The 23,612-nt window shown below is 34.4% G+C and carries 22 protein-coding genes and 3 pseudogenes; 21 read left to right on the top strand and 4 right to left on the bottom strand.

Annotation, left to right across the window (positions count from 1 at the left end; genetic code table 11):
• Positions 1–57 precede the first annotated feature (57 nt).
• The 13 genes and pseudogenes from ORL93_RS04100 (at position 58) to ORL93_RS04040 (ending at position 12,301) form a co-directional block, all read left to right on the top strand.
• A complete protein-coding gene (locus ORL93_RS04100; protein ID WP_265958675.1) occupies positions 58–285 on the top strand; it encodes a BhlA/UviB family holin-like peptide in 228 nt (75 codons plus the stop codon).
• A pseudogene (locus tag ORL93_RS04095) lies at positions 285–632 on the top strand (N-acetylmuramoyl-L-alanine amidase); the annotation flags it as partial. The gene ORL93_RS04100 and the pseudogene ORL93_RS04095, both read left to right, overlap by 1 nt.
• 128 nt (positions 633–760) lie before the next feature.
• A complete protein-coding gene (locus ORL93_RS04090) occupies positions 761–1,615 on the top strand; it encodes an ABC transporter ATP-binding protein (RefSeq protein WP_097793807.1) in 855 nt (284 codons plus the stop codon).
• Positions 1,608–2,264, top strand: coding sequence for an ABC-2 transporter permease (locus tag ORL93_RS04085; RefSeq protein ID WP_265958674.1), 657 nt, complete (start codon positions 1,608–1,610; stop codon positions 2,262–2,264). The genes ORL93_RS04090 and ORL93_RS04085 overlap by 8 nt, the downstream gene beginning before the upstream one ends.
• Positions 2,261–2,632, top strand: a complete 372-nt coding sequence (locus ORL93_RS04080) for a GntR family transcriptional regulator (protein ID WP_018780482.1) — start codon at positions 2,261–2,263, stop codon at positions 2,630–2,632. Before ORL93_RS04085 ends, ORL93_RS04080 begins: the two co-directional genes overlap by 4 nt.
• A 485-nt stretch (positions 2,633–3,117) precedes the next feature.
• Entirely contained in the window at positions 3,118–4,086 is a 969-nt protein-coding gene (locus ORL93_RS04075; RefSeq protein ID WP_265958673.1) for a YbgA family protein, read from the top strand.
• A gap of 215 nt (positions 4,087–4,301) precedes the next feature.
• Complete coding sequence (locus tag ORL93_RS04070; protein WP_265958672.1) at positions 4,302–5,447, top strand: acyl-CoA dehydrogenase; 1,146 nt, start codon at positions 4,302–4,304, stop codon at positions 5,445–5,447.
• A 14-nt stretch (positions 5,448–5,461) separates the two neighbouring features.
• A complete protein-coding gene (locus tag ORL93_RS04065) occupies positions 5,462–6,799 on the top strand; it encodes an acetyl-CoA carboxylase biotin carboxylase subunit (RefSeq protein WP_018780486.1) in 1,338 nt (445 codons plus the stop codon).
• A gap of 26 nt (positions 6,800–6,825) precedes the next feature.
• Positions 6,826–7,041 carry an acetyl-CoA carboxylase biotin carboxyl carrier protein subunit gene (locus ORL93_RS04060; RefSeq protein WP_003197789.1) on the top strand — a complete coding sequence of 72 codons (216 nt, stop codon included), beginning with the start codon at positions 6,826–6,828 and terminating at the stop codon, positions 7,039–7,041.
• 22 nt (positions 7,042–7,063) lie between these two features.
• Positions 7,064–7,975: a hydroxymethylglutaryl-CoA lyase gene (locus ORL93_RS04055; protein ID WP_265958671.1), complete on the top strand. Its 912-nt coding sequence runs from the start codon at positions 7,064–7,066 to the stop codon at positions 7,973–7,975.
• 4 nt (positions 7,976–7,979) lie between these two features.
• A complete protein-coding gene (locus ORL93_RS04050; protein WP_018780487.1) occupies positions 7,980–8,768 on the top strand; it encodes an enoyl-CoA hydratase in 789 nt (262 codons plus the stop codon).
• 2 nt (positions 8,769–8,770) lie between these two features.
• Entirely contained in the window at positions 8,771–10,312 is a 1,542-nt protein-coding gene (locus ORL93_RS04045; RefSeq protein ID WP_265958670.1) for an acyl-CoA carboxylase subunit beta, read from the top strand.
• Between the two features lie 48 nt (positions 10,313–10,360).
• Entirely contained in the window at positions 10,361–12,301 is a 1,941-nt protein-coding gene (locus tag ORL93_RS04040; protein ID WP_265958669.1) for an AMP-binding protein, read from the top strand.
• Positions 12,302–12,502: 201 nt separating this feature from the next.
• On the opposite strand, the gene ORL93_RS04035 is transcribed toward ORL93_RS04040, so the two are convergent.
• Positions 12,503–13,183: an ArsR/SmtB family transcription factor gene (locus ORL93_RS04035; protein WP_018780490.1), complete on the bottom strand. Its 681-nt coding sequence runs from the start codon at positions 13,181–13,183 to the stop codon at positions 12,503–12,505.
• Positions 13,184–13,277: 94 nt separating this feature from the next.
• On the opposite strand from ORL93_RS04035, the pseudogene ORL93_RS04030 reads away from it, so the two are divergent.
• The 4 genes and pseudogenes from ORL93_RS04030 to ORL93_RS04015 all read left to right on the top strand — a co-directional run bounded on the left by ORL93_RS04030 (position 13,278) and on the right by ORL93_RS04015 (position 16,281).
• Positions 13,278–13,888: pseudogene (locus ORL93_RS04030) on the top strand (flavin reductase family protein).
• A 320-nt stretch (positions 13,889–14,208) separates the two neighbouring features.
• Positions 14,209–14,694, top strand: a complete 486-nt coding sequence (locus ORL93_RS04025; RefSeq protein ID WP_003197807.1) for a DinB family protein — start codon at positions 14,209–14,211, stop codon at positions 14,692–14,694.
• 23 nt (positions 14,695–14,717) lie between these two features.
• Positions 14,718–15,248, top strand: a complete 531-nt coding sequence (locus ORL93_RS04020; RefSeq protein ID WP_265958667.1) for a shikimate kinase — start codon at positions 14,718–14,720, stop codon at positions 15,246–15,248.
• Positions 15,249–15,513: 265 nt separating this feature from the next.
• The gene (locus ORL93_RS04015) at positions 15,514–16,281 is read left to right on the top strand and encodes a glycosyltransferase (RefSeq protein ID WP_265958666.1); all 768 of its coding nucleotides are present in this window, start codon (positions 15,514–15,516) and stop codon (positions 16,279–16,281) included.
• A 60-nt stretch (positions 16,282–16,341) separates the two neighbouring features.
• Here the strand turns inward: ORL93_RS04015 and ORL93_RS04010 are convergent, their stop codons facing one another.
• From ORL93_RS04010 to ORL93_RS04000, 3 genes are all read right to left on the bottom strand, one after another.
• The gene (locus tag ORL93_RS04010; protein WP_265958665.1) at positions 16,342–17,352 is read right to left on the bottom strand and encodes a D-alanyl-D-alanine carboxypeptidase family protein; all 1,011 of its coding nucleotides are present in this window, start codon (positions 17,350–17,352) and stop codon (positions 16,342–16,344) included.
• Between the two features lie 705 nt (positions 17,353–18,057).
• Positions 18,058–19,215: a sensor histidine kinase gene (locus ORL93_RS04005; protein WP_265958664.1), complete on the bottom strand. Its 1,158-nt coding sequence runs from the start codon at positions 19,213–19,215 to the stop codon at positions 18,058–18,060.
• Positions 19,205–19,897 carry a response regulator transcription factor gene (locus ORL93_RS04000; RefSeq protein WP_026008582.1) on the bottom strand — a complete coding sequence of 231 codons (693 nt, stop codon included), beginning with the start codon at positions 19,895–19,897 and terminating at the stop codon, positions 19,205–19,207. The genes ORL93_RS04005 and ORL93_RS04000 overlap by 11 nt, the downstream gene beginning before the upstream one ends.
• 474 nt (positions 19,898–20,371) lie before the next feature.
• On the opposite strand from ORL93_RS04000, the gene mtnN reads away from it, so the two are divergent.
• The 4 genes and pseudogenes from mtnN to ORL93_RS03980 all read left to right on the top strand — a co-directional run bounded on the left by mtnN (position 20,372) and on the right by ORL93_RS03980 (position 23,307).
• Entirely contained in the window at positions 20,372–21,079 is a 708-nt protein-coding gene (gene mtnN / locus ORL93_RS03995; RefSeq protein WP_018765925.1) for a 5'-methylthioadenosine/S-adenosylhomocysteine nucleosidase, read from the top strand.
• A gap of 46 nt (positions 21,080–21,125) precedes the next feature.
• A pseudogene (locus ORL93_RS03990) lies at positions 21,126–21,763 on the top strand (SDR family oxidoreductase).
• Positions 21,764–21,789: 26 nt separating this feature from the next.
• Positions 21,790–22,641, top strand: a complete 852-nt coding sequence (locus ORL93_RS03985; RefSeq protein ID WP_265958661.1) for a GNAT family N-acetyltransferase — start codon at positions 21,790–21,792, stop codon at positions 22,639–22,641.
• A gap of 168 nt (positions 22,642–22,809) precedes the next feature.
• Positions 22,810–23,307: an SRPBCC family protein gene (locus ORL93_RS03980; RefSeq protein WP_097793792.1), complete on the top strand. Its 498-nt coding sequence runs from the start codon at positions 22,810–22,812 to the stop codon at positions 23,305–23,307.
• Positions 23,308–23,612 lie beyond the last annotated feature (305 nt).

Here is a 23,612-nt window from a genome sequence, read left to right as displayed (position 1 = left end):
TTTTGCGAAAGAGGGACAAGTGTCTCTCTTTTTATTTTTCCAAAGGAGATGAGAACGATGGAGGAACAAATTTTTAATTCAATGATTCAACAAGGAGCATTTGTAGCGTTATTCGTGTGGATGTTTTTTACTACGCAAAAAAAGAATGAACAGCGTGCAGCACAATATCAAAAGGTCATTGAGAAAAACCAACAAGTCATCGAAGAACAAGCAAAAGCCTTTGGTTCACTATCAAAAGATGTATCAGATATCAAACAAAAAATCCTGGGGGAAGGTGATGTGTAATGGAGAAAACAATGAAACTATGTACTTCTGTTTTTGCAACGTTACTTATTTTATTTTCGTTTGTTACGGGTGCATTTGCTGATAGACTTTTAATTATTGATGGTTTATCTAAAATCCCTTATCGTTACGGTGCATATGAAGGAGTAGTGGCACATTCCACAGCCACACCTGAAGCACCAGCTATTAATATCCAAAAATACGAGTCTTGTACTTGGCGTAATGCATTTGTACATTATGCAGTTGATTGGGACGAAACAATTCAAATTGCGGATACACGTTATATTGCGTATGGTGCAGGTTCTGCAGCAAATAAGCGATTGGTACATGTAGAACTATGCGAAACAGCAAAACAACACAATTTATATTGTGATGCATGAAAAATGGGTGCATATTGGAAAATTTGATAGTTATCTTAATAAGTACTCTGGCATATATTGTGCATATACGGTATACACAATTAATAAGGAGGTTCTGTATGCTGGCACTAGACATTAGAAATTTAAATAAGAAATATCAAAATTTCGAGTTAAAGGATGTATCGTTTCAACTGGAAAAGGGTTATATTATGGGCTTTATCGGTGCCAATGGCGCAGGAAAAACAACCACCATTAAAACGATCTTGAACATGATTAATCTTGATAGCGGCGAGGTCCGCATTTTAGGCAAGAACATTGCCGAACACGAGGTTGAATTGAAACAGGAAATCGGATACACATTTAGCGGCATTGACTTTTATACTCGAAGCAAAATGAAGATGTTGACCAATGTGATTAAGAAGTTCTACACGAATTGGGATGATGAAACCTATTACAACTATTTACGAAGATTTAAATTGGATGAAAACAAAAAAATCGTTGAATTGTCGACGGGGATGAAGGTAAAGTACAGTTTGGCCCTTGCCCTATCCCATGGGGCGAAGCTTCTCATCCTAGACGAACCGACAAGCGGACTCGATCCAGCCGCAAGAGATGATCTGTTGGATATTTTTCAAGAGCTCGTGATAGATGGCGAAATCAGCATTATTTTCTCTACTCATATTACATCCGACTTGGAGAAATGCGCGGATTTTATTACCTTTATCGAAAACGGTCAAATTATCAACAGTTCTGAGAAAGATGAATTTATTGCCTCATATCGCCTACTAAATGGTAACGGAAACCAGCTAAATCAGGTGAAAGAAAAATTGATTTCCTACAAAATAAATTCATTTGGCTTTACGGGATTGATTCACTCCAAAGACTTCGATCCCTCCTCCGATATTAAAGCAACCACGCCGAGTCTCGAAGAAATCATGATTTACTTCTCAAAAAAGGAGGATATGTATGTATAACTTAGTGATGAAGGATTTAAAATTAGGCCTAAATCCCATGTTTTTTGTATTACCTGTTTTGATAGGTGCATTAATGCTTGTTCCCGGTTGGTTATATTTTATTGTCATTCTGTATTTTCGCTGGATAACGATACCGATTATGTTTGCAGGATATAGAACTCAGAACGATTTGATATTTACTACTATGATGCCTGTAACCAGAAAAGACATGGTGAAGGCGAGGGTGTTCGTTATTGTCATTCTGGAATTATTGCATATTGTTAGTGCAATTATCTTTGGAATGTTAAATATTCGCTTATATCCGAATCAAACCTACTATTTCTTCGCACCGCACATGGGTTTCTGGGGACTATGTTTTGTCATGCTCGCGATCTTCAACATCATCTTTATTTCCATGTATTACAAGACAGCGTATAAATATGGTGAAGCAACCTTCGCATCCGTTACAGCCGCAATGGTTTTTGCTGGAGTTGCACAATGGCTCGGAATCCAGAATTCTTTTGTGTCTGACATTTTCAATGGTAGCGGTGCTGACAATATGGCGCTTCAAATATCCATCCTGATCGCAGGAATCGTGATATTTAGTTTATTCACCATGATTGCTTATCGAATTGCGTATAAGCGATTCCTACAAGTGGAGATACAATGAATATAGCAATTTCGAACACATCTGAAAAGCCAATTTATCAGCAGCTTTTCGAACAAATCAGCGCCCAAATTTTGAAAGGCGAATTAGAAGGCGGCTATTGTTTACCACCCATTCGACAAGCAGCCAAGGAACTTCGTGTTAGTATCATCACCGTAAAGAAAGCTTGGGAAGAACTCGAACGATGTGGTTTGATAAATACAATAACGGGTAAAGGGTGCTTTGTAGCAGAATTCTCATCCGATGAGATACTGCGAATACGCAACGAAATGGTCATAAAGCAAATGGTTAGCGACATTTCATACTACAAATCCTTTGGTCTTACAATAGAAGAAGTTATTGAACTTTTGAAGAAGGCTTATACAGTTTAAATAAGACGTTGTGATACGAAATGTGTTCTTTTTGCGTGGCGGGAGGGAATAGAGCGGCTAACGAAATATGTTCTTGTCATCCTAACTCTCTCAACCAATGACTTCTAATGTGGCTCGTTTCGGTATCTACCATCTGCGCTACCATAACTTATAAGATGCTGCGCAAGTCAGAGGTTTGAAATGGATAGAGTTGATTCTATAACACAAGTTGATAGTATTCAGTAGATCTGAACAGGGAAACAAGAATTAATCTGATATAACGTAGAGGTAAAGATGAGAGAAGCTTATAATAGAAGAAATATAAAAAAGTGCTAACAAGTTTGCAAACGAACTTGCTAACACTTATATGAAATAGATATAAATTATCGCTGATATGTCACTGATATATAGTCATAATAAAAAGAGACAATACAAACTAACCTTGCTTAGAATACTCATCGTAGTACAATTTATATTATATGGATTAACGCCGCGGAGGTAATAAAATGCGACAATTTGCTAAACCAACAGTTGTTGTAAGTAAATGTCTAGAATTTGGTGCTTGCCGTTATAATGGAGATTTGATTCATGATGTGACAATTCGAAATCTACAGCCGTTTGTTACATTTATTCCGGTATGCCCTGAAGTGGAAATTGGATTAGGAATCCCTCGTGAAACGATTCGAATTATTGAAGATAGCGGAATCCACAAACTTGTACAACCTTCAACAAAAGAAGATGTAACAGAGAAAATGCAAAGTTTTTCTGATCAATTTTTATGTTCTTTACCAGATGTTGATGGTTTTATTTTAAAGAATCGTTCTCCAAGTTGTGGAACTAGAGATGTGAAAATTTATACAGGATATGAAAAATCACCAGTTAAAGAGAAGGGTGCTGGTTTGTTTGGTGGCGCTGTATTAAAAAAATTTTCGCATATTGCAATAGAGGAAGAAGGTAGATTGTCGAATTTTATTATCCGCGAACATTTCTTTAGGAGGCTGTTTACAATCGCTAATTTTAAAACATTAAAACATAATAGAGACTTAAAAGATCTCATTAATTTTCAGTCTGATTATAAATATTTATTTATGGCATATAATCAAGTGAAACAGAAAGAATTAGGGCGTATTATCGCGAATCAGAAAAAGGAAAAAATTGAAGTTGTTTTTGAAAATTATGAGAAGATTTTGCATGAATTGTTAATGCGAACACCTCGCTATACATCGAATATAAACGTATGTCAGCACATTTTTGGATACTTTAAAGATAAGCTAAACAAGCAAGAAAAAGAGTATTTTTTAACGCTACTTCAAAAATATGCAGATAAGAAAATACCTCTTAGCAATTTACTTGTAGTTTTAAAGTCGTGGGTCTTACGTTTTGAAGACCACTATTTATTACGACAAACATATTTTGAACCGTACCCTGAAGCATTAGTAGAAATTTCAGATTCCGGAAAAGGAAGAGATTATTAAAGAAAAAACCACATAATTCGACACTGTTATTCCTATGTTGTTGTAGAACAATGTAGGAATTTTTTTGTGCATGAGTACAGATTCTGTTTTAAAATTAAGTTATGACAGAATTATAGCAATTATCTAACTACTATTCTTGTCTTTTAAAAGCAATGTTTGTAGTACAGACTCGCACGCTGTCGAAACTCAATATTCGATAAGGGGTGTGTAGCGGAATGGAATTTACTCTAACTCGCGAAAAACAAATGATTAAAGAAATGGTACGAGACTTTGCTGAAAAGGAAATTGCACCAAAAGCTGTGTATTATGATAAAACAGCTGAATTTCCATACGAAACGTTTCAAAAAATGGGCGAACTAGGATTATTAGGAATCCAATTCCCAGAAGAGTATGGAGGTTCTGGTGGCGATACTCTATCGTATGCGTTAGCTGTTGAAGAAATTGGCCGTGCTTGTGGCGGTACAGGTTTAAGTTATGCTGCAACAATTTCATTAGGTGCTTCTCCAATTTATTACTTTGGTACAGAAGAACAAAAGCAGAAGTATTTAGTTCCAATGGCATCTGGAAAAACATTAGGTGCTTTTGGTTTAACTGAACCGAATGCTGGATCCGATGCAGGTGGCACACAAACAAAAGCATTTTTAGATGGTGATGAATATGTGATTAGCGGTGAGAAGTGTTGGATTACGAATGCAGAGTATGCAAATACAATCATTGTAACCGCTATCAATGGTGTCGAAGAAAATGGAAAAAAACGTATTTCTGCATTTATTGTGCCGACAACAAGTGAGGGATTAACGATTTCAAGTCCATACGATAAGATGGGTGTTCGTGCCTCTAATACTTGTGAAATCGTACTTGATGGTGTTCGTGTACCGAAAGAGAATATTCTTGGTGATGTAAATAAAGGATTTAAACAATTCTTATATACACTTGATGGAGGGCGTATTTCAATTGCAGCATTAGCTGTAGGAATTGCACAGTCTGCTTTTGAGCGTGCACTTCAATATGCAAAAGAGCGTCAGCAATTCGGAAAAACGATTTCTAATTTCCAAGCGATTCAATTTAAACTGGCTGATATGGCTACTGAAGTGGAATTGGCGCGTAATTTAGTACATAAAGCGGCTTGGTTAAAGGATCATGATAAACCTTTCGGTAAAGAAGCGGCTATGGCAAAGTTATTTGCATCTGAAGCAGCAAGTCGTATTGCGAATCAAGCAGTGCAAATTCATGGTGGATATGGTTATATGCGTGAATATGAAGTAGAGCGTCATATTCGTGATGCGAAGCTTTTAGAAATTGGTGAAGGAACTTCTGAAATTCAACGTCTCGTAATCGCAAGACATTTAGGGTGTAGATAAAAGGAGGATTCACTATGTTTCAAAAAATATTAATCGCTAATCGTGGCGAAATTGCAGTTCGAATTATAAAAACATGTCAAAAACTTGGAATTCGTACAGTTGCTATTTATTCAGAGGCAGATGAAAATGCACTTCATGTAAAACTAGCAAATGAGGCTTATTTGGTTGGTGGCCCACGTGTCCAAGAGAGCTATTTAAATCTCGAAAAGATTATAGAAATTGCTAAGAAAACAAATACTGAAGCGATTCATCCAGGATATGGATTGTTATCAGAAAATCCTTCCTTCGCGGTTCGCTGTAAAGAAGAAGGAATTGTATTTATTGGTCCTTCTGAAGAAATCATTGCTAAGATGGGAAGTAAAATCGAGTCACGTCTGGCAATGCAAGAAGCAAATGTTCCAGTTGTACCAGGAATCACAACGAATATTGAGACTGCTGAAGAAGCGATTGAAATTGCAAAACAAATTGGTTATCCATTAATGCTGAAGGCATCCGCGGGCGGCGGGGGCATTGGAATGCAGTTGATGGAAACTGAGCAAACGCTCACCAAAGCATTCGAGAGCAATAAAACGCGTGCACAAAACTTTTTTGGTAATGGTGAGATGTACTTAGAGCGATACATTGCAGATGCGCATCATATTGAAATTCAACTTTTAGCTGATACACATGGCAATACAGTTTATTTATGGGAACGTGAATGCTCTGTACAACGCCGGAATCAAAAAGTAATTGAAGAAGCACCGTCTCCATTTTTAGATGAAGAAACACGTAAAGCGATGGGGAAAGTTGCTGTACAAGCAGCAAAAGCTCTTGGCTATACAAATGCAGGTACGGTTGAATTTCTTGTGGATGATAAGAAAAACTTCTATTTCTTAGAGATGAATACCAGGTTACAAGTGGAGCATCCTGTTACTGAAGAAATTACTGGTCTAGATCTTGTTGAACAACAATTACTCATTGCGTCTGGTGAAAAGCTTTCCTTTACGCAGGAGGATATAAATCGTAGTGGTCATGCCATTGAAGCACGTATTTATGCAGAAGATCCAAAAACATTTTTCCCATCACCTGGGAAGATTACGGACCTAACGTTACCAGAAACAGTGCGGATTGATCACTTTTTAGAAAATAATGTTACAATCACACCGTTTTACGATCCGATGATTGCAAAAGTGATTGCTCATGGTGAAACGCGTGAAGAAGCAATTGAAAAATTACAGGATGCACTTCAAAACTTGAAAGTAGAAGGCATTAAGACAAATACATCCATGCTATTGCAAGTGCTAGAAGATGAAGTGTTCCAAAGTGGTATTTATACAACAGGTTTTGTAACAAAACAACTTGTAAAAAAATAAGGTTTATGAATATTAAAGGGGGAAAAATGATGACAAAAGTATATGCATCGATGGCAGGTAATGTTTGGAAAATTGTTGTGGGAATAGGAGATACAGTAGAAGAAGAACAGGATGTCGTCATTTTGGAATCTATGAAAATGGAAATTCCAATCGTTTCAGAAGAAGCTGGGACAGTTATGAAAATAAATGTGCAAGAGGGCGATTTTGTTAATGAAGGAGATGTATTGGTAGAGATTGAATAGGGAGAAGAAGGGGTGAAATGTATTGAAGCTACCTACTTTTGCTGTCATTAAAGAAGTGGGACCACGTGATGGTTTGCAAAATGAAAAGAAAATTGTTGGCACAAAAGATAAAGTGAAATGGATTCAATTACTTTCAGAAGCTGGATTATCATATATTGAAGTTTCCTCTTTTGTTCACCCGAAATGGGTTCCTGCTTTAGCTGATGCGAGTGATGTATTTACAGAGTTAAAGCGGAATTTAGATATTACATATGCTGCGCTTGTTCCAAATCAAAATGGTTTGGAACGAGCTCTTTTGCAAAATGTAGATGAGGTGAATGTTTTTTTATCAGCGAGTGAATCACATAATAAAAGCAATATTAATAAGTCTATTAAAGAAGCATTATCTGTCATCCAAGATATTACAAAGCAAGCAGAGTTTGCAGGTAAAAGAGTAAGAGGTTACGTTTCTACTGTATTTGGTTGTCCTTATGAAGGGGATGTGAGCATTGATGCTGTAGACGAGTTATGTAATCAACTCTTCTCATATGGTATTTATGAAGTCTCGTTGGGAGACACGATTGGTGTAGCAAATCCATTGCAAGTAGAGCGAGTATTGGAACATTTACTTAAAAAATATGATTCTTCTCAATTTGCGATGCATTTTCATAATACCTACGGGATGGCGCTTGCAAACGTCGTTCAGTCATTGGAATACGGTGTTACGACATTTGATAGTTCCTGTGGTGGGCTTGGTGGTTGTCCGTATGCACCAGGGGCATCAGGTAATGTCGCGACTGATGATTTAGTACATATGCTCCACAAAATGGGCGTACAAACAAATATAAATGAAGAAAACTTATTAAAGGCTAGTCAATTTATTCAAAGCAAGCTAAATATTCAATTGCCAAGTCATGTGTATAAAGCATTGCAACATAAAACAATAAGTAGGTGATAAAATGCTACAATTACAAAATATTTCAGTAGATTATGTAACACCGCATATCGTAAAAATAACATTAAATCGCGAACGGCAAGCAAACTCATTATCTCTTGCACTATTAGAAGAGTTGCAATCTACATTAAATCATATTAATGAAGAAGCCGATATTCGCGTTGTCATTTTAACAGGCTATGGTGAAAAAGCATTTTGTGCCGGAGCTGATTTAAAAGAACGTGCCAATATGAATGAGGAGCAAGTACGTCATGCAGTTGGGATGATTCGTTCTACAATGGATATGGTTGAGCAATTATCACAACCTGTTATTGCTGCAATAAATGGAATTGCACTTGGTGGTGGTACCGAGTTAAGTTTAGCGTGTGATTTTAGAATTGCGGCAGAAACAGCAAGCCTTGGACTCACTGAAACATCTCTAGCTATCATCCCAGGAGCTGGTGGGACGCAGCGTCTCCCAAGACTAATTGGTGTTGGCAGGGCAAAAGAATTAATTTATACAGCAAGACGTATTTCAGCGCATGAGGCGAAGGAATATGGAATGGTAGAGTTTGTGGTACCAGCTAACTTACTAGAAGAAAAAGCAATTGAAATTGCAAGAAGCATTGCGAGTAATGGACCAATTGCTATTCGATTAGCAAAAGAAGCAATCTCAAATGGGGTACAGGTAGATTTGCATACCGGATTACAAATGGAAAAGCAGGCGTATGAAGGTGTAATCCATACGAAAGATCGATTAGAAGGACTACAAGCATTTCAGGAGAAACGTAAACCAGTGTATAAGGGGGAGTAAATGTGCTAGAACAAAAACAACAATCGAATGCATTTCAAGAACGTGTTGAAACAATTAAACAAGGTGGGGCACCAAAATATCATGAACAAAATAAAGCAAAAGGAAAAATCTTTGTTCGAGATCGCTTAGCTCTTCTATTTGATAATGGTGAATATGTAGAAGATGCATTATTTGCTAATTGTGAGCAAACAGGCTTACCGGCAGATGGTGTTGTAACTGCTACTGGTAAAATACATGGTCGTACTGTATGTGTCATGGCAAATGATTCAACAGTTAAAGCAGGGTCTTGGGGTTCTCGAACTGTTGAAAAAATCTTACGCATTCAAGAAACAGCTGAAAAGTTACGTGTACCACTTTTTTATCTTGTTGATTCTGCAGGTGCTCGTATTACTGACCAAGTTGAAATGTTCCCAGGGCGCCGCGGTGCGGGACGCATTTTTTATAACCAGGTGAAGCTATCAGGTAAGGTACCACAAATTTGTTTATTGTTTGGTCCTTCTGCAGCTGGAGGTGCTTATATTCCTGCTTTCTGTGACGTTGTCATGATGGTTGAAGGAAATGCTTCTATGTATTTAGGTTCTCCGCGTATGGCTGAAATGGTTATTGGTGAAAAAGTAACACTAGAGGAAATGGGCGGCGCTCGTATGCATTGCTCGGTATCAGGATGCGGAGATGTATTATGTAAGACAGAAGAAGATGCGATTGCTCAAGCAAGACAATATATTTCATATTTTCCAAGTAACTATCAAGAAAATGCTCCTATGACTAAGCCTCAAGAACCAAAACAGTTCGAAAAAACGTTAGAACAAATCATCCCAGAAAATCAAAATGCTCCTTTTAATATGAAAGATCTTATTAATCGTATTATCGATGAAGGTTCTTTCTTTGAAGTGAAAAAATTATTTGCACAAGAACTTATTACAGGATTAGGCCGAATTGATGGGAAGTCTATTGGTATTGTTGCAAATCAACCGCGTATGAAAGGCGGTGTATTATTCCACGATTCTGCTGATAAAGCAGCGAAGTTTATTAATTTATGTGACGCATATCATATTCCATTATTATTCCTTGCGGATGTACCTGGATTTATGATTGGAACGAAAGTTGAGAGAGCTGGTATTATTCGTCACGGTGCGAAAATGATTTCTGCTATGAGTGAAGCGACAGTACCGAAAATTTCAATCGTTGTTCGTAAAGCATATGGTGCTGGTCTATATGCAATGGCAGGCCCAGCTTTCGAACCAGATTGTTGTTTAGCGTTACCAACGGCTTCCATTGCTGTAATGGGACCAGAAGCTGCTGTTAATGCCGTATATGCGAATAAAATCGCAGCATTACCAGAAGAAGAGCGTGCAAGCTTCATTGCAGAAAAACGTGAAGAGTATAAAAAAGATATCGATATTTATCGCCTAGCATCAGAAATGGTGATTGATGGTATTGTTCATCCGAATGATTTACGTGAAGAACTAAAGAAGCGTTTCGAAATGTACATGAGTAAATATCAAATGTTTACAGATCGAAAACATCCAGTTTATCCAGTATAAAAGCCCTATTAAGGGCTTTCTTGTTCGAAAAATGAGGAGGGGAAAACATTGAAACAAGCCGTTTGGTTTCCAACAGAAGAATATAAAGATAAAACACGTCTATATGGGTGGATGAAATCGCTTGGCTATGAAGATTATGAAGCATTTTATAACAAGTCAATTGAAGAAACTGGATGGTTTTGGGGAGAAGCGGAACGTGCAGTTGGCTATCAATGGATGAAGCCGTATACAGAAGTATTAGATTTAGAAAACGGTACACCATTCGCTCAGTGGTACACTGAGGGAACGTGTAATGTAGTAGAATCTGCTTTATCTCGTTGGCTTGCAGATGAAGAAATAAAACAACAACCTGCTCTCATGTACGAAGGGGAAAACGGAACAACAAAATCATTTACATATGAAGAGCTCGATAGCTGGGTGAGCCGAGTTGCAAATGGACTAAAGCATTCCGGAATTGAGAAAGGTGATCGCGTAACGATTTATATGCCAATGATTCCTGAAACAGTTGTTGCCATGCTGGCAGTAATGAAAATAGGTGCGATTATTTCTCCGATTTTCTCAGGATTTGCTTCTGATGCAGTCATGACGCGTGTACAGGCAGCAGGATCCAAAATGATTATTACAGCGGATGGATTCTCGCGCCGTGGTAAAATCGTTTCATTAAAAGATGAGGTAGATAAAGCGTGCGAACATTGTCCATCTGTTGAGAAGGTTGTAATTGTACGTCATGCTGGAAATGATTTTACACCTCATAACTATGACCTATCATGGAGTATTCTCGAAAAGGAAAAACCATTTATACACGCTGAAGAAATGAAAAGTGATGACCCGCTTATGCTCATTTATACATCAGGGACGACTGGGAAACCAAAAGGAACTGTACACACACATACTGGATTTCCTTTAAAAGCTGCATTTGACGCAGGGTTTGGTATGAATATTAAGCAAGGTGATCGTGTATTATGGGTTACTGATATGGGCTGGATGATGGGACCGTTCTTATTATTTGGTTCACTTATTAATGGTGCAACAATGGTAATGTATGAAGGTGTTCCAGATTATCCGGAAGCAGATCGATTATGGAAAACGGTTGATCGATATCAAATTACGCATCTTGGGATTTCACCAACATTAATTCGAGCATTGATGGCAAAAGGTGATGAGTATGTAAAGAAACATTCCCTAGCAAGTTTAGAAGTTTTTGCATCAACAGGTGAACCTTGGAATCCTGACCCTTGGATGTGGCTTTTTGAAACAGTTGGTAAAGGGAAGGTGCCAATTTGTAATTATTCAGGTGGAACAGAAATTTCTGGTGGGATCTTTGGAAACGTTTTAGTTAAACCAATTGCACCGATTAGTTTCAATGCATCTTTACCTGGAATGGCAGCTGTTGTATTAGATGAACAAGGTAATCCAATTCGTGATGAAGTTGGAGAATTATGTTTAGAAAAACCATGGGTCGGAATGACAAAAAGCTTCTGGGGAGATGACGAGCGCTACGTTAATACGTATTGGTCACGTTTTGAAAATAAGTGGGTGCACGGTGATTGGGTAATCTATGACGGAGAGCAATATATCATTACAGGACGTTCTGATGATACATTAAATATTGCCGGGAAGCGTATTGGACCAGCGGAATACGAATCAATTCTTGTAAAGCATCATGATGTAATAGAAGCAGCAGCAATTGGTGTACCAGATGAAGTAAAAGGCGAAGTTTGTCACTGCTTCATTGTTTTACGTGAAGGAACTATATTTACACATGAATTAAAGATAGAGTTATTAAATTTAGTAAACTCTCACATTGGAAAAGCGTTATGTCCAAAGGATATTCATGTTGTAGAAGACTTACCGAAAACACGCAATTCTAAAGTAATGAGACGAGTAATTAAAGCAGCTTACTTAGGGAGAGAATTGGGAGATTTATCTTCACTTGTAAATCCGGAAGTTGTCTCTTATATTCAGGGATTACAATCTAGTCAAATATAAAACAAGACATGAGCCCCGTATAAAAGGGGCTCATGTCTTGTTTTATGATGGATAGATTTTTTGTATTGAGAATCTCCTTTAATATGAATGAAAAGCACATACATTATCTATGCCAAATTGAAATAAAGATTAATTTTGTAGTTCCTTTGCCGAATAATTCATGTATAAGTCTATAAATATGAGAATTGTTCATCTATAAAACTAAAGTTTTATAGAAAAAGTTTCATAAATTTTTTGCTGTCCTAATGAAGTTATGTGTATCGCTCTTGATTGTTCGAACTTAGTAATCCAATTTTGTTCTAACATTCGTACCAGAATTGCATTTCCCAGTGCACCTGCAATATGGTGTTGTCTCTCGGTCCAATCTAAACAACATCTGGAGAATGCACGTCTTTTATTGTGTAATCGTTCTAAGTTCACACCGAAATCTAAAAAAAATGCTTCACCGACTTTTGTTACTGTAAATTCAGTATCCTTTTTTGTTAATATTTGTTTATTTAATAAAGCATTTGTAATTTCAACTCCTAATTTTCCTGCTAAATGATCATAGCATGTTCTTGCATATTGAATTTCTTTATTTTCTTTTGCTTGTTTAAAAGATCGAATTGGTTCGCAAGGGGCAATGTATAATAGCTTTTCTAGTGATTCTGCTAGCTCATGATTTGCCAATTTGTAATAACGATGTCTGCCATGCTTTTCTACTTCAACAATTTGTGCCTCATATAATTTATTGAGATGAAAACTGGCTGTTTGTGGTTTGATTTTTGCAACATGTGCTAATTCAGTAGCGGGATGGGCGCGCCCATCCATAAGGTGAACCAAGATAGTTGCTCGTGATGTATCACTAATTAAGGAAGCGATTTTCGCTATATTTTCATTCATCCTCTTCACTCCTTTTTTACATCCATATTTCGATGATAATGGAAGTTTTTATGTTTTACAATACAGATAAAGAATCAAAATTAGGAGTGATAATATGAATTCGGAAATAAGTAAACTATTATGCAAAGAGATACAGCCCAAGATTTTATATTATGGAATGCCAATTTATTATCAACATTAAATGAAGATGGGACAACAAATATCAGTCCAATGTCTTCTTCATGGGCATTAGGAAAATATATGATTTTAGGCATTGGTTTGGGAGGGAAATCGGTTGGAAATCTTGAAAGGAGTAGAGAATGTGTTATTAATTTCCCTTCTGCATTGCAGTGGAAACAAGTAGAAAAAATCGCACCCTATACTGGAGTAGAACATGTCCCAGTTTATAAACAAGAAATGGGGTATACATATCAAAAAGATAAATTTACAATGGCTGGTTTTACACCATTGGATTCACAGTCAGTAAAGCCACAACGCATTAAAGAATGCCCACTACAAATCGAAGCAAACGTAAAACAAATTAGGATTCCAGAATATGATCCTTTCTTTGCAATTGTTGAAACCGAGGTTGTTCATGTACATGCGCATGAAGAGATAATAAAAGGGGAAAACCATATTGATCCGCAAAAATGGAGTCCGTTATTTTATAATTTTAGACATTATTTTTCAATAGGAGAAGAGTTAGGGAAGAATTATCGAGCTTGAAATCTTAAAAGGAGTCAGGGGAAATGAGTATTTTAGAATATGAATGGTTTAATAGAATGTAACTAAAATTTATCTTAAAATGATATGATGTAACTGATGGAGAAGATATTAAACTAATTGGAAAAATTATAAAAATCTAATTTGGTTTCTTTTAAGTGCTCAGGTATAAAATTATAGCTATTTATCTTTCAAACGAATACTCTATTGATATGTTCTTGGATAGCGCTCTTTATACAAAATAGCACTATAAAATAAAAGAATTTTCTGTATAAGTAATATAATGGTATTAACTGGATACATATTAAAAGGAGCGATATTTAGTGGAAACTTTATTTCGATACAATTGGCAAGTAAGAGATCAATGGTTTGAATGGTGTAAACAGCTTTCGGAAGAAGATTTACTCTGTAAACGTGTTGGAGGAGTAGGGAGTATTTTAGAAACTTTATTTCATATTGTAGATGTAGAGTATAGCTGGATACGTGCGCTTCAAGGGAAAGCAGATTTCGAATTGAAGTTTGAAGATTATAGAACGCTAGAAAAAGTGAAGCAGCTTTCTGATTCCTTTCGAACTAAAATGGAAGACTTTACACAAACATGGTCAAGTAATTTAGAGAATAAAATATTAACAGCCTCATGGACTGATGAGACGTTCAAATATGGCGAGGTTCTACGTCATGTGATTGCTCATGAGATCCATCATATTGGTCAATTATCTATTTGGGCAAGACAATTGAATCTTCAGCCTGTGTCAGCAAATTTAATTAGAAGAGGTTTAATGAAAGAAGCTGGGAATTCTATTTTGTAAAAATCTATAAAGTGGTGGTTGTTTTGAAAAGTATTATACCTAATAAAATTCATATCATTGGTTCTGTTGGAAGTGGAAAAACAACCTTAGCAAGAGCATTATCTTATCAATTAAATATTCCTTATTATGAGCTAGATAATGTTGTTTGGAGAAGGACTAAAAATGGAGATATAAGAAATACACCTAAGGAAAGAGATGAACAACTTTACAATATTGTAAATTCAAATGCTTGGATTGTTGAAGGTGCCCATCATAAATGGGTATCGCAAAGCTTTCAAAAAGCAGATTTAATCATATTCTTAGATGTAAGTGTAGTGAAGAGGATAGTCAGAATAATAAAAAGATTTATTTTGCAGTTACTTAACCTGGAAAAGGCTAACTATAAGCCCACATTTAAAATGTTAATGAAAATGTTTAAGTGGACGAATGATTTTGAAAAAGATAGTAAATCAGAAATTTTGAGGATGTTAAAACAGCATGAGGAGAAATTGATTATTCTGAAAGATAATACAGAGATGAAAGTATCGAAAGTAGGATTGTCACGCTTAAATTGAGACATTTTAATCGGAAAAGTTGTGATTTAAATGAAGATATAAAGCGAAAACACCAAGATATTAGATGTGAGTCCTATACCTTGGTGTTTTTTTGAAAAAGTACATACATTAAGAAAAAACTTTTTGTTTTATAGACTTCAATCATTTCAAAAATAGTAAGGCTTTGTTCATAGTACAACTTGAATAAACAACGGCGTAATAAGTCGGTTGTAAATATAGTAAGAAAATGAATTGATAAATAAGATTTACATAGGAGAGATATGATATGGATAGAAATGGTTGTTTTGTCGGAACAGATGGTGAACAAGATGTTAAGTTTTCCATTATCATACCTGCACACAATGAAGAAAAATATATTGGTAGATGTCTTGATTCCATTGTGGTTGCATCTGAATTTTATAAAAATCAAGTCGAGGTAATTGTTGTATTAAATCGTTGTAGTGATTGCACAGAAGAAATTGCACAATCTTATCATTGTATAACTTTACAAGATGAGAATAAGAACCTATCTAAAATTAGAAATGCTGGGGCGAAAATAGCTCGAGGAGAAATCATTGTTACAATTGATGCTGATAGCTGGATGAGTGAGAATATGTTAAGAGAAATAGATAAGCATTTAAAAACTGGAAAATATATAGGAGGGGGAGTAAAAGGGAAATTTGAACGTATTTCATTAGGAATTATTGTTTCAGGATTATTGTTAATTATTCCTCTCATTTTCAAATATGGATTCGTTTCTGTCGGAATGTTTTGGTGTTATAGAAAGGATTTTGAAGCAATTGGTGGTTTTAATGAGGATTTATTAATGGCTGAAGATGCGGAATTTGCAATGCGTTTAAAAAAATACGGTAAGATGCATGGAAAAGGCTTTACTACCATTAAAAAAGCTTATATGACAACATCTTGTAGAAAATTTGATGAGCATGGTGATTGGACTTTAGTAAAGAGACCTCAAATTATTTTGGCATATTTAAAGGGAACAAATAAAAAGTATGCAGATGAATTATACTATGAAAAGAAAAAAGGGAAATAAGGAAAACCGACTTTTTTAGAAAATACAAGCCGGTTTTTTTATGTGAAAGAGGCTTTTTAGTTAAAAATCCTCTGAATCTTTTTTTCGTATATGTACGAATAGTGAAATGGAAATAATAACAAAAATTATTATTGTTTGTAAAAAAAGATTTTTAAACTGAAGCAGAGATATCCACGATATCAAATAATCCTTAACAGATTGAAGAGATGGAAGGTGGGTAGGCTCGGAACCATAAGTAAATAGTTTTTTTGTTTCGATAAAAGCACTATTTTCTCCATTTGCCTCCATTACAATCGAAATAAACCTCTTGTTTCCTTGTTTTGCTGTACTAGCAAAACTATATCCAGCAGGATTTGAAAAGCTAGTTTGTAAACCATCGACTCCTTTGAATTTTATTTTACTATCAAGTGAATACAACATTTTATTTGTATTGAAAACATGTATATCTTTGAAGGTGAATTGATAAGAAGTTAATTGGGTGATTTCTAATATCATAGGATAATCCGTTATTAAATGCTGGGCTAGTTTCGAGGCATCTAAGGCTGTTATTTTAGATTCTTCTTGTTTATTCATTACGCCGGTTGCATTTGCAAAATACGTTTTATTAGATAATCCTAATTGTGTCGCTTTTTCATTCATTAAATTCGTAAAGTCTTGTTCGCTTTTTGAAATATGTTCTGCTAAAAATACGGCCGCACTATTATCAGATGCAAGAACCATTGCATGAAACAAATCTCGAATCGTTATTTGATCTTCAAAAGTTATATCGATATTATTTCCTTCCATTTGAATGGAAGAATTACTTATTTTCACACGATCATCCCACTTGATTTTTCCTTTTTGTATTTGTTCTAACACAATATACTCTGTCATCATTTTTGATAAACTTGCTGAGGAGAAAGGGGTATCTTCATTTTTTTTATATACAATCTCTTCTGATGTTGCATCTATTAAAATAGCTGATTTCGCTTTAATTGAAGGTCCGTTTACATAGAAATAAAAATAAAAAACAAGAATTGCAGTAATAAGAAAAGACAATATAAGAAGCATCAAATTCTTAAAATGTTGCATAAGCTATCCTCCTTGTATATCGATATTACTAGTGTAAAAATTAATCTTTAACTAGGAGGAAAGAAAAGGTAAAGAATTTCTAAAGAATTATAAGGAATATATAAATTTTGGATAATTATGGTCATCATGAGGAAATAAACATGTATTTTCACTCACATTTAAACATAAAGAAGATTTAGTAGTAGAGGACAGGAATGAATTAGTAATGGATAAATTAAGAATTCTTAAAGAGTAAATTTTTTCAATTTATTTAACGTAGAAGTAAATTATGAAGTGGAAGTAACAGTTAGAGCTGGAGAATTTTCTTAAGTACAGTGGGGGAAAGTGAAGAATCATTTGGAATTATTGGAAAAAATCAACTTTCGCAGGTACAAACTGTTATTTAATACAATCTACTTAAATAAACAAACTGATTCCAAATCAGTTTGTTTATTTCTCGCTATTCTTTAGTCCCTAAAACATCTGTATTTGGAGGCTCATAACCCATCTGGCGTGCCATAGCTACAATCCATGTAAAATGCGTACATTCTAGGTTTTTATTTTTTATATTGATAGTGATAAGTTGATTGATAAACCCCATGGAATTTTTCCATGGGGTTTATCAATCAACACAACAAAATCACTATTATATTTAGAATATAGTACTTTTCTTGTTCTAATAGGTGATTTTTTTAGTGGATTTTTAGTTGTTGAGATAAATGCTTTTTATTGCTTATATGAAAGAAGCTTCACAGTAAATGTTGTTTGTTCAGTATTGCTATATACCTCAATCGTTCCATCGTGAATCTCCACAATACTTTTTGCAATCGCTAATCCAAGGCCTGATCCTCCCGTGTATGCAGAACGGGATTTTTCAACACGATAGAAGCGTTCAAAAATATGTACTAAATCTGTACTTGGGATAGGTTGTCCGTAATTTGTAATATCGATTACAATCATGTTTCCGTCTTGATAAGCTGTTATATCAATAAATTTCCCATCATTACCATACGTTATAGCATTCATAATTAAGTTCTCAAATACACGTACTAATTTATCTCCATCAGCAAGGACCATAAGTTTTTCTGGTGGAAATGAAAGTCTACACTCAATATTAGCTTCCTGGAATTGCATACGAAATTGAACAGATAGTTGACCAAGTAGTTCAATTATATCAATAGGTACAGTATTTAGTTGTAACTCGTTATTTTGAACACGCGTATACTCAAATAAGTCATTCATTAGCATGTTTAATCGATTTACTTTGTCATAAATAACTTGAATATAATGACGTAATTCTACTTCATCTCTGTAATTATCATGATGTATGAGATTAACATAGCCAACTATGGATGTTAGCGGTGTCCGTAAGTCATGTGATACATTTGTGATGAGTTCACTTTTGGCTTGTTCAGTTTGACGTTCTTCTTCAATTGAAACTTTTAACTGCTCTACAATGTGATTGACACCAGTTGCTAAGTCTTCTAAATAATTATGTTGTAAAATAGATACTTTATGATTAAAATTACCATCCGCAATATAACGAATTTCGTCAATCATTTGCTTTATGCATACTTCATAATATAGTTTTTTTTCGTGACGATAGAAAATATAAACATAGAATGAAAAAATTGAGAATAAAAACAGATAGGATCCCATCATTGTCCAAAGAGACTCCTTTAATCCCATATACTTTTCGTAGCCGACGATTCTGACAAATTCTCCACTTAATGCCGTTAATGTAAGGGAACTGTCAATTACACTCGTAACAAGACGGGATATGACAACCTCGGTAATTGGTGTAAGCAAAATAGATATTAAAAGCCAAAAAACAATTTTCCATTTCGGAATGACTTTTAATATGTCAAATGTCTCATTTCTCAATTTTATAACCTACTCCCCAAACAGTATGGATGAGTTTTTCACCATTCGTTCCTGTTTCAAGTTTTTCTCTTAGGTTACTAATATGAACCATTACAGTTTTATTGGAACCATAACCATCCTCATTCCAAACTCGTTCAAATATTTCCTCTGAACTAAATACTCTACCAGTATTGCTGGCAAGTAAATATAAGATATCAAATTCAATAGATGTAAGTTTAATATACTCTCCATTCACTTTCACAGTATGATTATGTTTATGTATTTCAACAGAGCGGATGCGAATAATACCATCATCATTAAGTGATGTAACTTGTTGGAATGAAGATCTACGTAATAGCGCTTTAACTCTAGCTATTAATTCTAATGGATTAAATGGCTTAATCATATAATCATCTGCACCTGTCATAAGACCTAGGATTTTATCCATATCTTCGGCTTTTGCACTTAGCATAAGAATAGGTACCGTATTTTCTTCTCTAACTTGCTGGCAAACTTCTAGTCCATTTCGTTTTGGCATCATAATATCTAATATCATAAGGTCAATCTGATGAAGTGAGAGCATGTGTAACGCTTCATCACCATCATATGCTTTATAAATGCTGTAGCCTTCATTTCGTAAATAAACGGCTAGTAATTCTACAATTTCTTTATCATCATCAATAATTAAAATGTTTCTTTCCATCATATACTTAATTCCTTTCTTTGCATTCCCTCATCATTAATATAATAACAAACATTTAGGCATTTGGGAGTTAAGATCATACATAAAATTTCATGTAACGTATTGAAAAAAATAAAAAAATACATCACGAATAAAAACAACAGGATAATTTGTTTCCTTATGATATGTTGAAACAAAGTTTTATTGAGGAGAAAGTAACGTGTTACATAAAAAAATATATACATTTGAACCCAGTGGAGCTTGGAAAAGTGATATAAAAAAGTTTTTATTAGATTGGGATTTGAAATATAAAATAAGTGGAATTTGAATTATTTAAAAGGAATAATAGATTAGAAAGGATCTAGAAGAGGATGTGAAGTACTTACGAAGAATAAAGAATTAATAAGGTATTTACATAAAAAGTGGATTCCATGTTATGAGCGAAAAAACATTGGTGAATTATTCAAATGAAAATAGGAGGAAGTGAAAAGTGTAATGAAACGTATTGCAATTGTATCCGCATGGGAACCAGAGCTTACATACTTGTATCAGTATTATCCAAGCCATCGTGTAGAAAAACGAGCTGCTTGGGAATTTCATTTTCATTCTATAAATGAATTAGAAATAATCTCTGTAATTACTGGTGTTGGAAAAGTGAACTGTGCTAGTTGCGTACAGTTACTAATAAGTGAATTTAAGCCTGAACAGTTATTTATGACAGGCATTTGCGGAAGTTTATCTGAGAAAGTAAAGAATGGTCATATTGTTGTTGCACTTAACACACTACAGCATGATGTAACCGCTGCGGGAACAGGAACGGATAGTTTCGATTTATATACTGGTAGAGCAGCTCCTATTGAAACAACGAAATACCTTGTAAGACAAATAAAAAAAGTGCGTGCTTATGATCCAGTACATTTTGGAACTTTCATATCCGGAGATCAGCGTATTCGCAGTACGGAAATGAGATATTTACTACATACTGTATATGGTGCAATAGCTGTTGATCAAGAAATAGCTGCTTTTGCATACGTATGTCATGTGAATAAAAAGCCTTTTCTTTGTTTGAAAGCAGCTTCAGATCAGGCAAATGATAAAACTGTAGAGGAACAAAAGGTGTTTAAAATGTTAGCCTGTGAGAGAGCATGTGAATATTTAATTGCGTTTTTACGCGTTTACGAATTAACTACATCTCATCAATAATACGATGTATAAATCTATATCCTTTAAAAGGAGCCTAACTTTAGTCATGAAAATAATAAATAAAGTAGCAATTATCGGTGCAAACGGAAAGGCTGGTAAATACCTTATAACTCAAGCACTACAAGAAGGATACTTTGTACGAATTCTCACACGAAATCCACAAATATTTAAAATATCGCATAAACATTTGGAAGTTGTAAAAGGAGATGCTCGCGATATTTCTGCAATACGTCGATTACTACAAGGCTGCAAGGCTGTTATTAATGCAGTGGGGAAACCTAAAAAAGAATCATATATATTTAGTACGGTGACAAATCATATTTTAAAAGTAATGGAAGAATACAGAATCAAGCGATATATTCTTGTTTCTGGAGGATCATTGGATGTACAAGGAGATCAAAAGAGTATATTAAATAAACTAGGAGCAATGTTATTTCGTGTGTTTCTTTCGAATATGATGAAAGATAAGTATAAGGAATTACAAGTGATACAAAATAGCAATGTGGATTGGACTATTGTGCGGTTACCTTTTGTTGTAGACGGACAAGGGAGTGGTAAAATCAAAGAGAGTATCAGAGATTTACCAGGGATTAAGATTCAAAATGGAGATATTGCGCCGTTTGTTATAAAGCACAAATTAATGATGAAATGTATAGCAGAAAATGTCCATTTATTTCAAATTAGTGGGAAAGGTAGATGAAAATTTTACTATGTTTCATTATAAAAAATGTAGCGAAGCAGATATAGATTTAGTATACGAAGCTTTTCGAGATGGTTTTTCTGATTACATTATAAAGATGGAAGTTTCAAAAGAAGACTTTATAAAAAGATTTTTCGGTCCAGAAGGTAATAAACTTGAGCATTCTTATATAGCGTTAGATGAAAATAAATCAATTGGAGTTATACTTAGTGGAATTAAAGAATATGAAAGTATAAAAACAATGCGATGTGGCACATTAGCGCTTCATCCGGACTATCGTGGGGTTGGCGTTAGTCATAAATTATTTGAATTTCATAAAGAAGAAGCGATAAAAAATGGATGTCAGCAACTTTTTCTTGAAGTCATTGTCGGTAATGATAGAGCGATTCAATTTTATACGAAGTTAGGGTATGAAAAAGTATATGATCTGTCTTACTATAATTTGAGGGACACTTCTATTTTGACAAGTAAGAGTGTACAAAATATAGAAATAAGGCAAATTAAGTTTGGCGAATTTCAAAACGGTATACAAAAATGGTTAAACTTCCATATAAATTGGCAAAATGATATCGATTATATGGAGAAAACTGAAAATAATACGTATTATGGAGCTTATATTAATGATGATTTAAAAGGATGTATATGTGTTAGTGACAATGGTAAGATAAGTTTATTATTTGTTGATAAAAAATATAGAAGAATTAGAGTGGCTACAAGTCTATTACAAACTGTAAGCAAAGAATTACAGCTTCCCAGTCTTTCTATTGGATTCCCTAATAATGGTTTACTTGAAGGATTTGTAAAAAAATGCGGATTCGAGAAAAGTTCGTTGGCTCAGTATGAAATGTATTATACATTGTAACGTTTAGAGGGAAATAGAAAAATCTTTTAGCTGCATACTTTAAAAGAAACTGAAGGATTTATATTTTTATAGACATCATAAGTTTTTATTTGCTTTTTCATGTGTTTTGTGTGAAATTTTAAAAAACGAGCGTATGTTTGTTTTTCGAGTTTAAATGGAGGTATGACTATGTTAGCTCTAATAGAGAAAATAGATAATGAATATGTAGCTCAATTTAACCGTTCATTAAATCATGCAGTAGAACAAGTTTGGGCTGTATTAACAGAGAATGATAAACTAGCAAGATGGATACCAAACCTTTATGTAGAGAATCTACGAAAAGGAGGTATTATAAAATTTGATATGATGGATGGCTCAGGGAATTTTATTGATATCAATATTTTAGACTGTCAAGTAAATTCTGTATTAGAATTTACTTGGGGAGAAGATCGTGTTCGATTTGAAGTACATAAAAATCCAGATGGTTGTCTATTAATATTAAAGGAATTTATTCATGAAATAAATGAACACACACCAAAAGATTTATCTGGATGGCATATATGTTTAGAAATTTTTTCTTCTGTATTAGATGGTCATGACATGGATTTTCCAAAAGATGAATGGGAAAAATGGTATAAAAGATATAAGTTAGTAATTAATAAAATCGAAAATAATGATTTAAATTAATCGTATTATTATGTGATAATTACAGATTAAAAAAGCTTTTATCGTGAAATAAAAACTGTTGATTATATTTGATATACAGAAAAGAGTACATAATTGTTAACAATAATAAAAAACAGCACATAAGTTTGATTTGCAATGTTCTCGACAAAAAATGATTAAATTACATTTCTCTTAGATTGATTAACTGATGCCTAATACAAAAAGCAACAAAACAGGAGAAAACTTGCTTTGTTGCTTTTTAAATACACTTAAATTTCATAAAGAGGAACACAGTGTAGATTGCAATATAAATGTAAAATTAGCAC

This window comes from Bacillus sp. DHT2, assembly GCF_026241455.1.
Lineage (GTDB): Bacteria > Bacillota > Bacilli > Bacillales > Bacillaceae_G > Bacillus_A > Bacillus_A pseudomycoides.
Note: the sequence above shows the minus strand (reverse complement) of the source record. Positions and strands in the feature narration are given on the sequence as shown.

What these genes read in the sequence shown, in the direction of transcription:
- ORL93_RS04100 (WP_265958675.1), top strand. Translation starts at nt 58, where the DNA reads ATGGAGGAACAAATTTTTAATTCAATGATTCAACAAGGAGCATTTGTA.
- ORL93_RS04090 (WP_097793807.1), top strand. Translation starts at nt 761, where the DNA reads ATGCTGGCACTAGACATTAGAAATTTAAATAAGAAATATCAAAATTTC.
- ORL93_RS04085 (WP_265958674.1), top strand. Translation starts at nt 1,608, where the DNA reads ATGTATAACTTAGTGATGAAGGATTTAAAATTAGGCCTAAATCCCATG.
- ORL93_RS04080 (WP_018780482.1), top strand. Translation starts at nt 2,261, where the DNA reads ATGAATATAGCAATTTCGAACACATCTGAAAAGCCAATTTATCAGCAG.
- ORL93_RS04075 (WP_265958673.1), top strand. Translation starts at nt 3,118, where the DNA reads ATGCGACAATTTGCTAAACCAACAGTTGTTGTAAGTAAATGTCTAGAA.
- ORL93_RS04070 (WP_265958672.1), top strand. Translation starts at nt 4,302, where the DNA reads ATGGAATTTACTCTAACTCGCGAAAAACAAATGATTAAAGAAATGGTA.
- ORL93_RS04065 (WP_018780486.1), top strand. Translation starts at nt 5,462, where the DNA reads ATGTTTCAAAAAATATTAATCGCTAATCGTGGCGAAATTGCAGTTCGA.
- ORL93_RS04060 (WP_003197789.1), top strand. Translation starts at nt 6,826, where the DNA reads ATGATGACAAAAGTATATGCATCGATGGCAGGTAATGTTTGGAAAATT.
- ORL93_RS04050 (WP_018780487.1), top strand. Translation starts at nt 7,980, where the DNA reads ATGCTACAATTACAAAATATTTCAGTAGATTATGTAACACCGCATATC.
- ORL93_RS04035 (WP_018780490.1), bottom strand. Translation starts at nt 13,183, where the DNA reads ATGAATGAAAATATAGCGAAAATCGCTTCCTTAATTAGTGATACATCA.
- ORL93_RS04015 (WP_265958666.1), top strand. Translation starts at nt 15,514, where the DNA reads ATGGATAGAAATGGTTGTTTTGTCGGAACAGATGGTGAACAAGATGTT.
- ORL93_RS04010 (WP_265958665.1), bottom strand. Translation starts at nt 17,352, where the DNA reads ATGCAACATTTTAAGAATTTGATGCTTCTTATATTGTCTTTTCTTATT.
- ORL93_RS04000 (WP_026008582.1), bottom strand. Translation starts at nt 19,897, where the DNA reads ATGGAAAGAAACATTTTAATTATTGATGATGATAAAGAAATTGTAGAA.
- mtnN (WP_018765925.1), top strand. Translation starts at nt 20,372, where the DNA reads ATGAAACGTATTGCAATTGTATCCGCATGGGAACCAGAGCTTACATAC.
- ORL93_RS03985 (WP_265958661.1), top strand. Translation starts at nt 21,790, where the DNA reads ATGTTTCATTATAAAAAATGTAGCGAAGCAGATATAGATTTAGTATAC.
- ORL93_RS03980 (WP_097793792.1), top strand. Translation starts at nt 22,810, where the DNA reads ATGTTAGCTCTAATAGAGAAAATAGATAATGAATATGTAGCTCAATTT.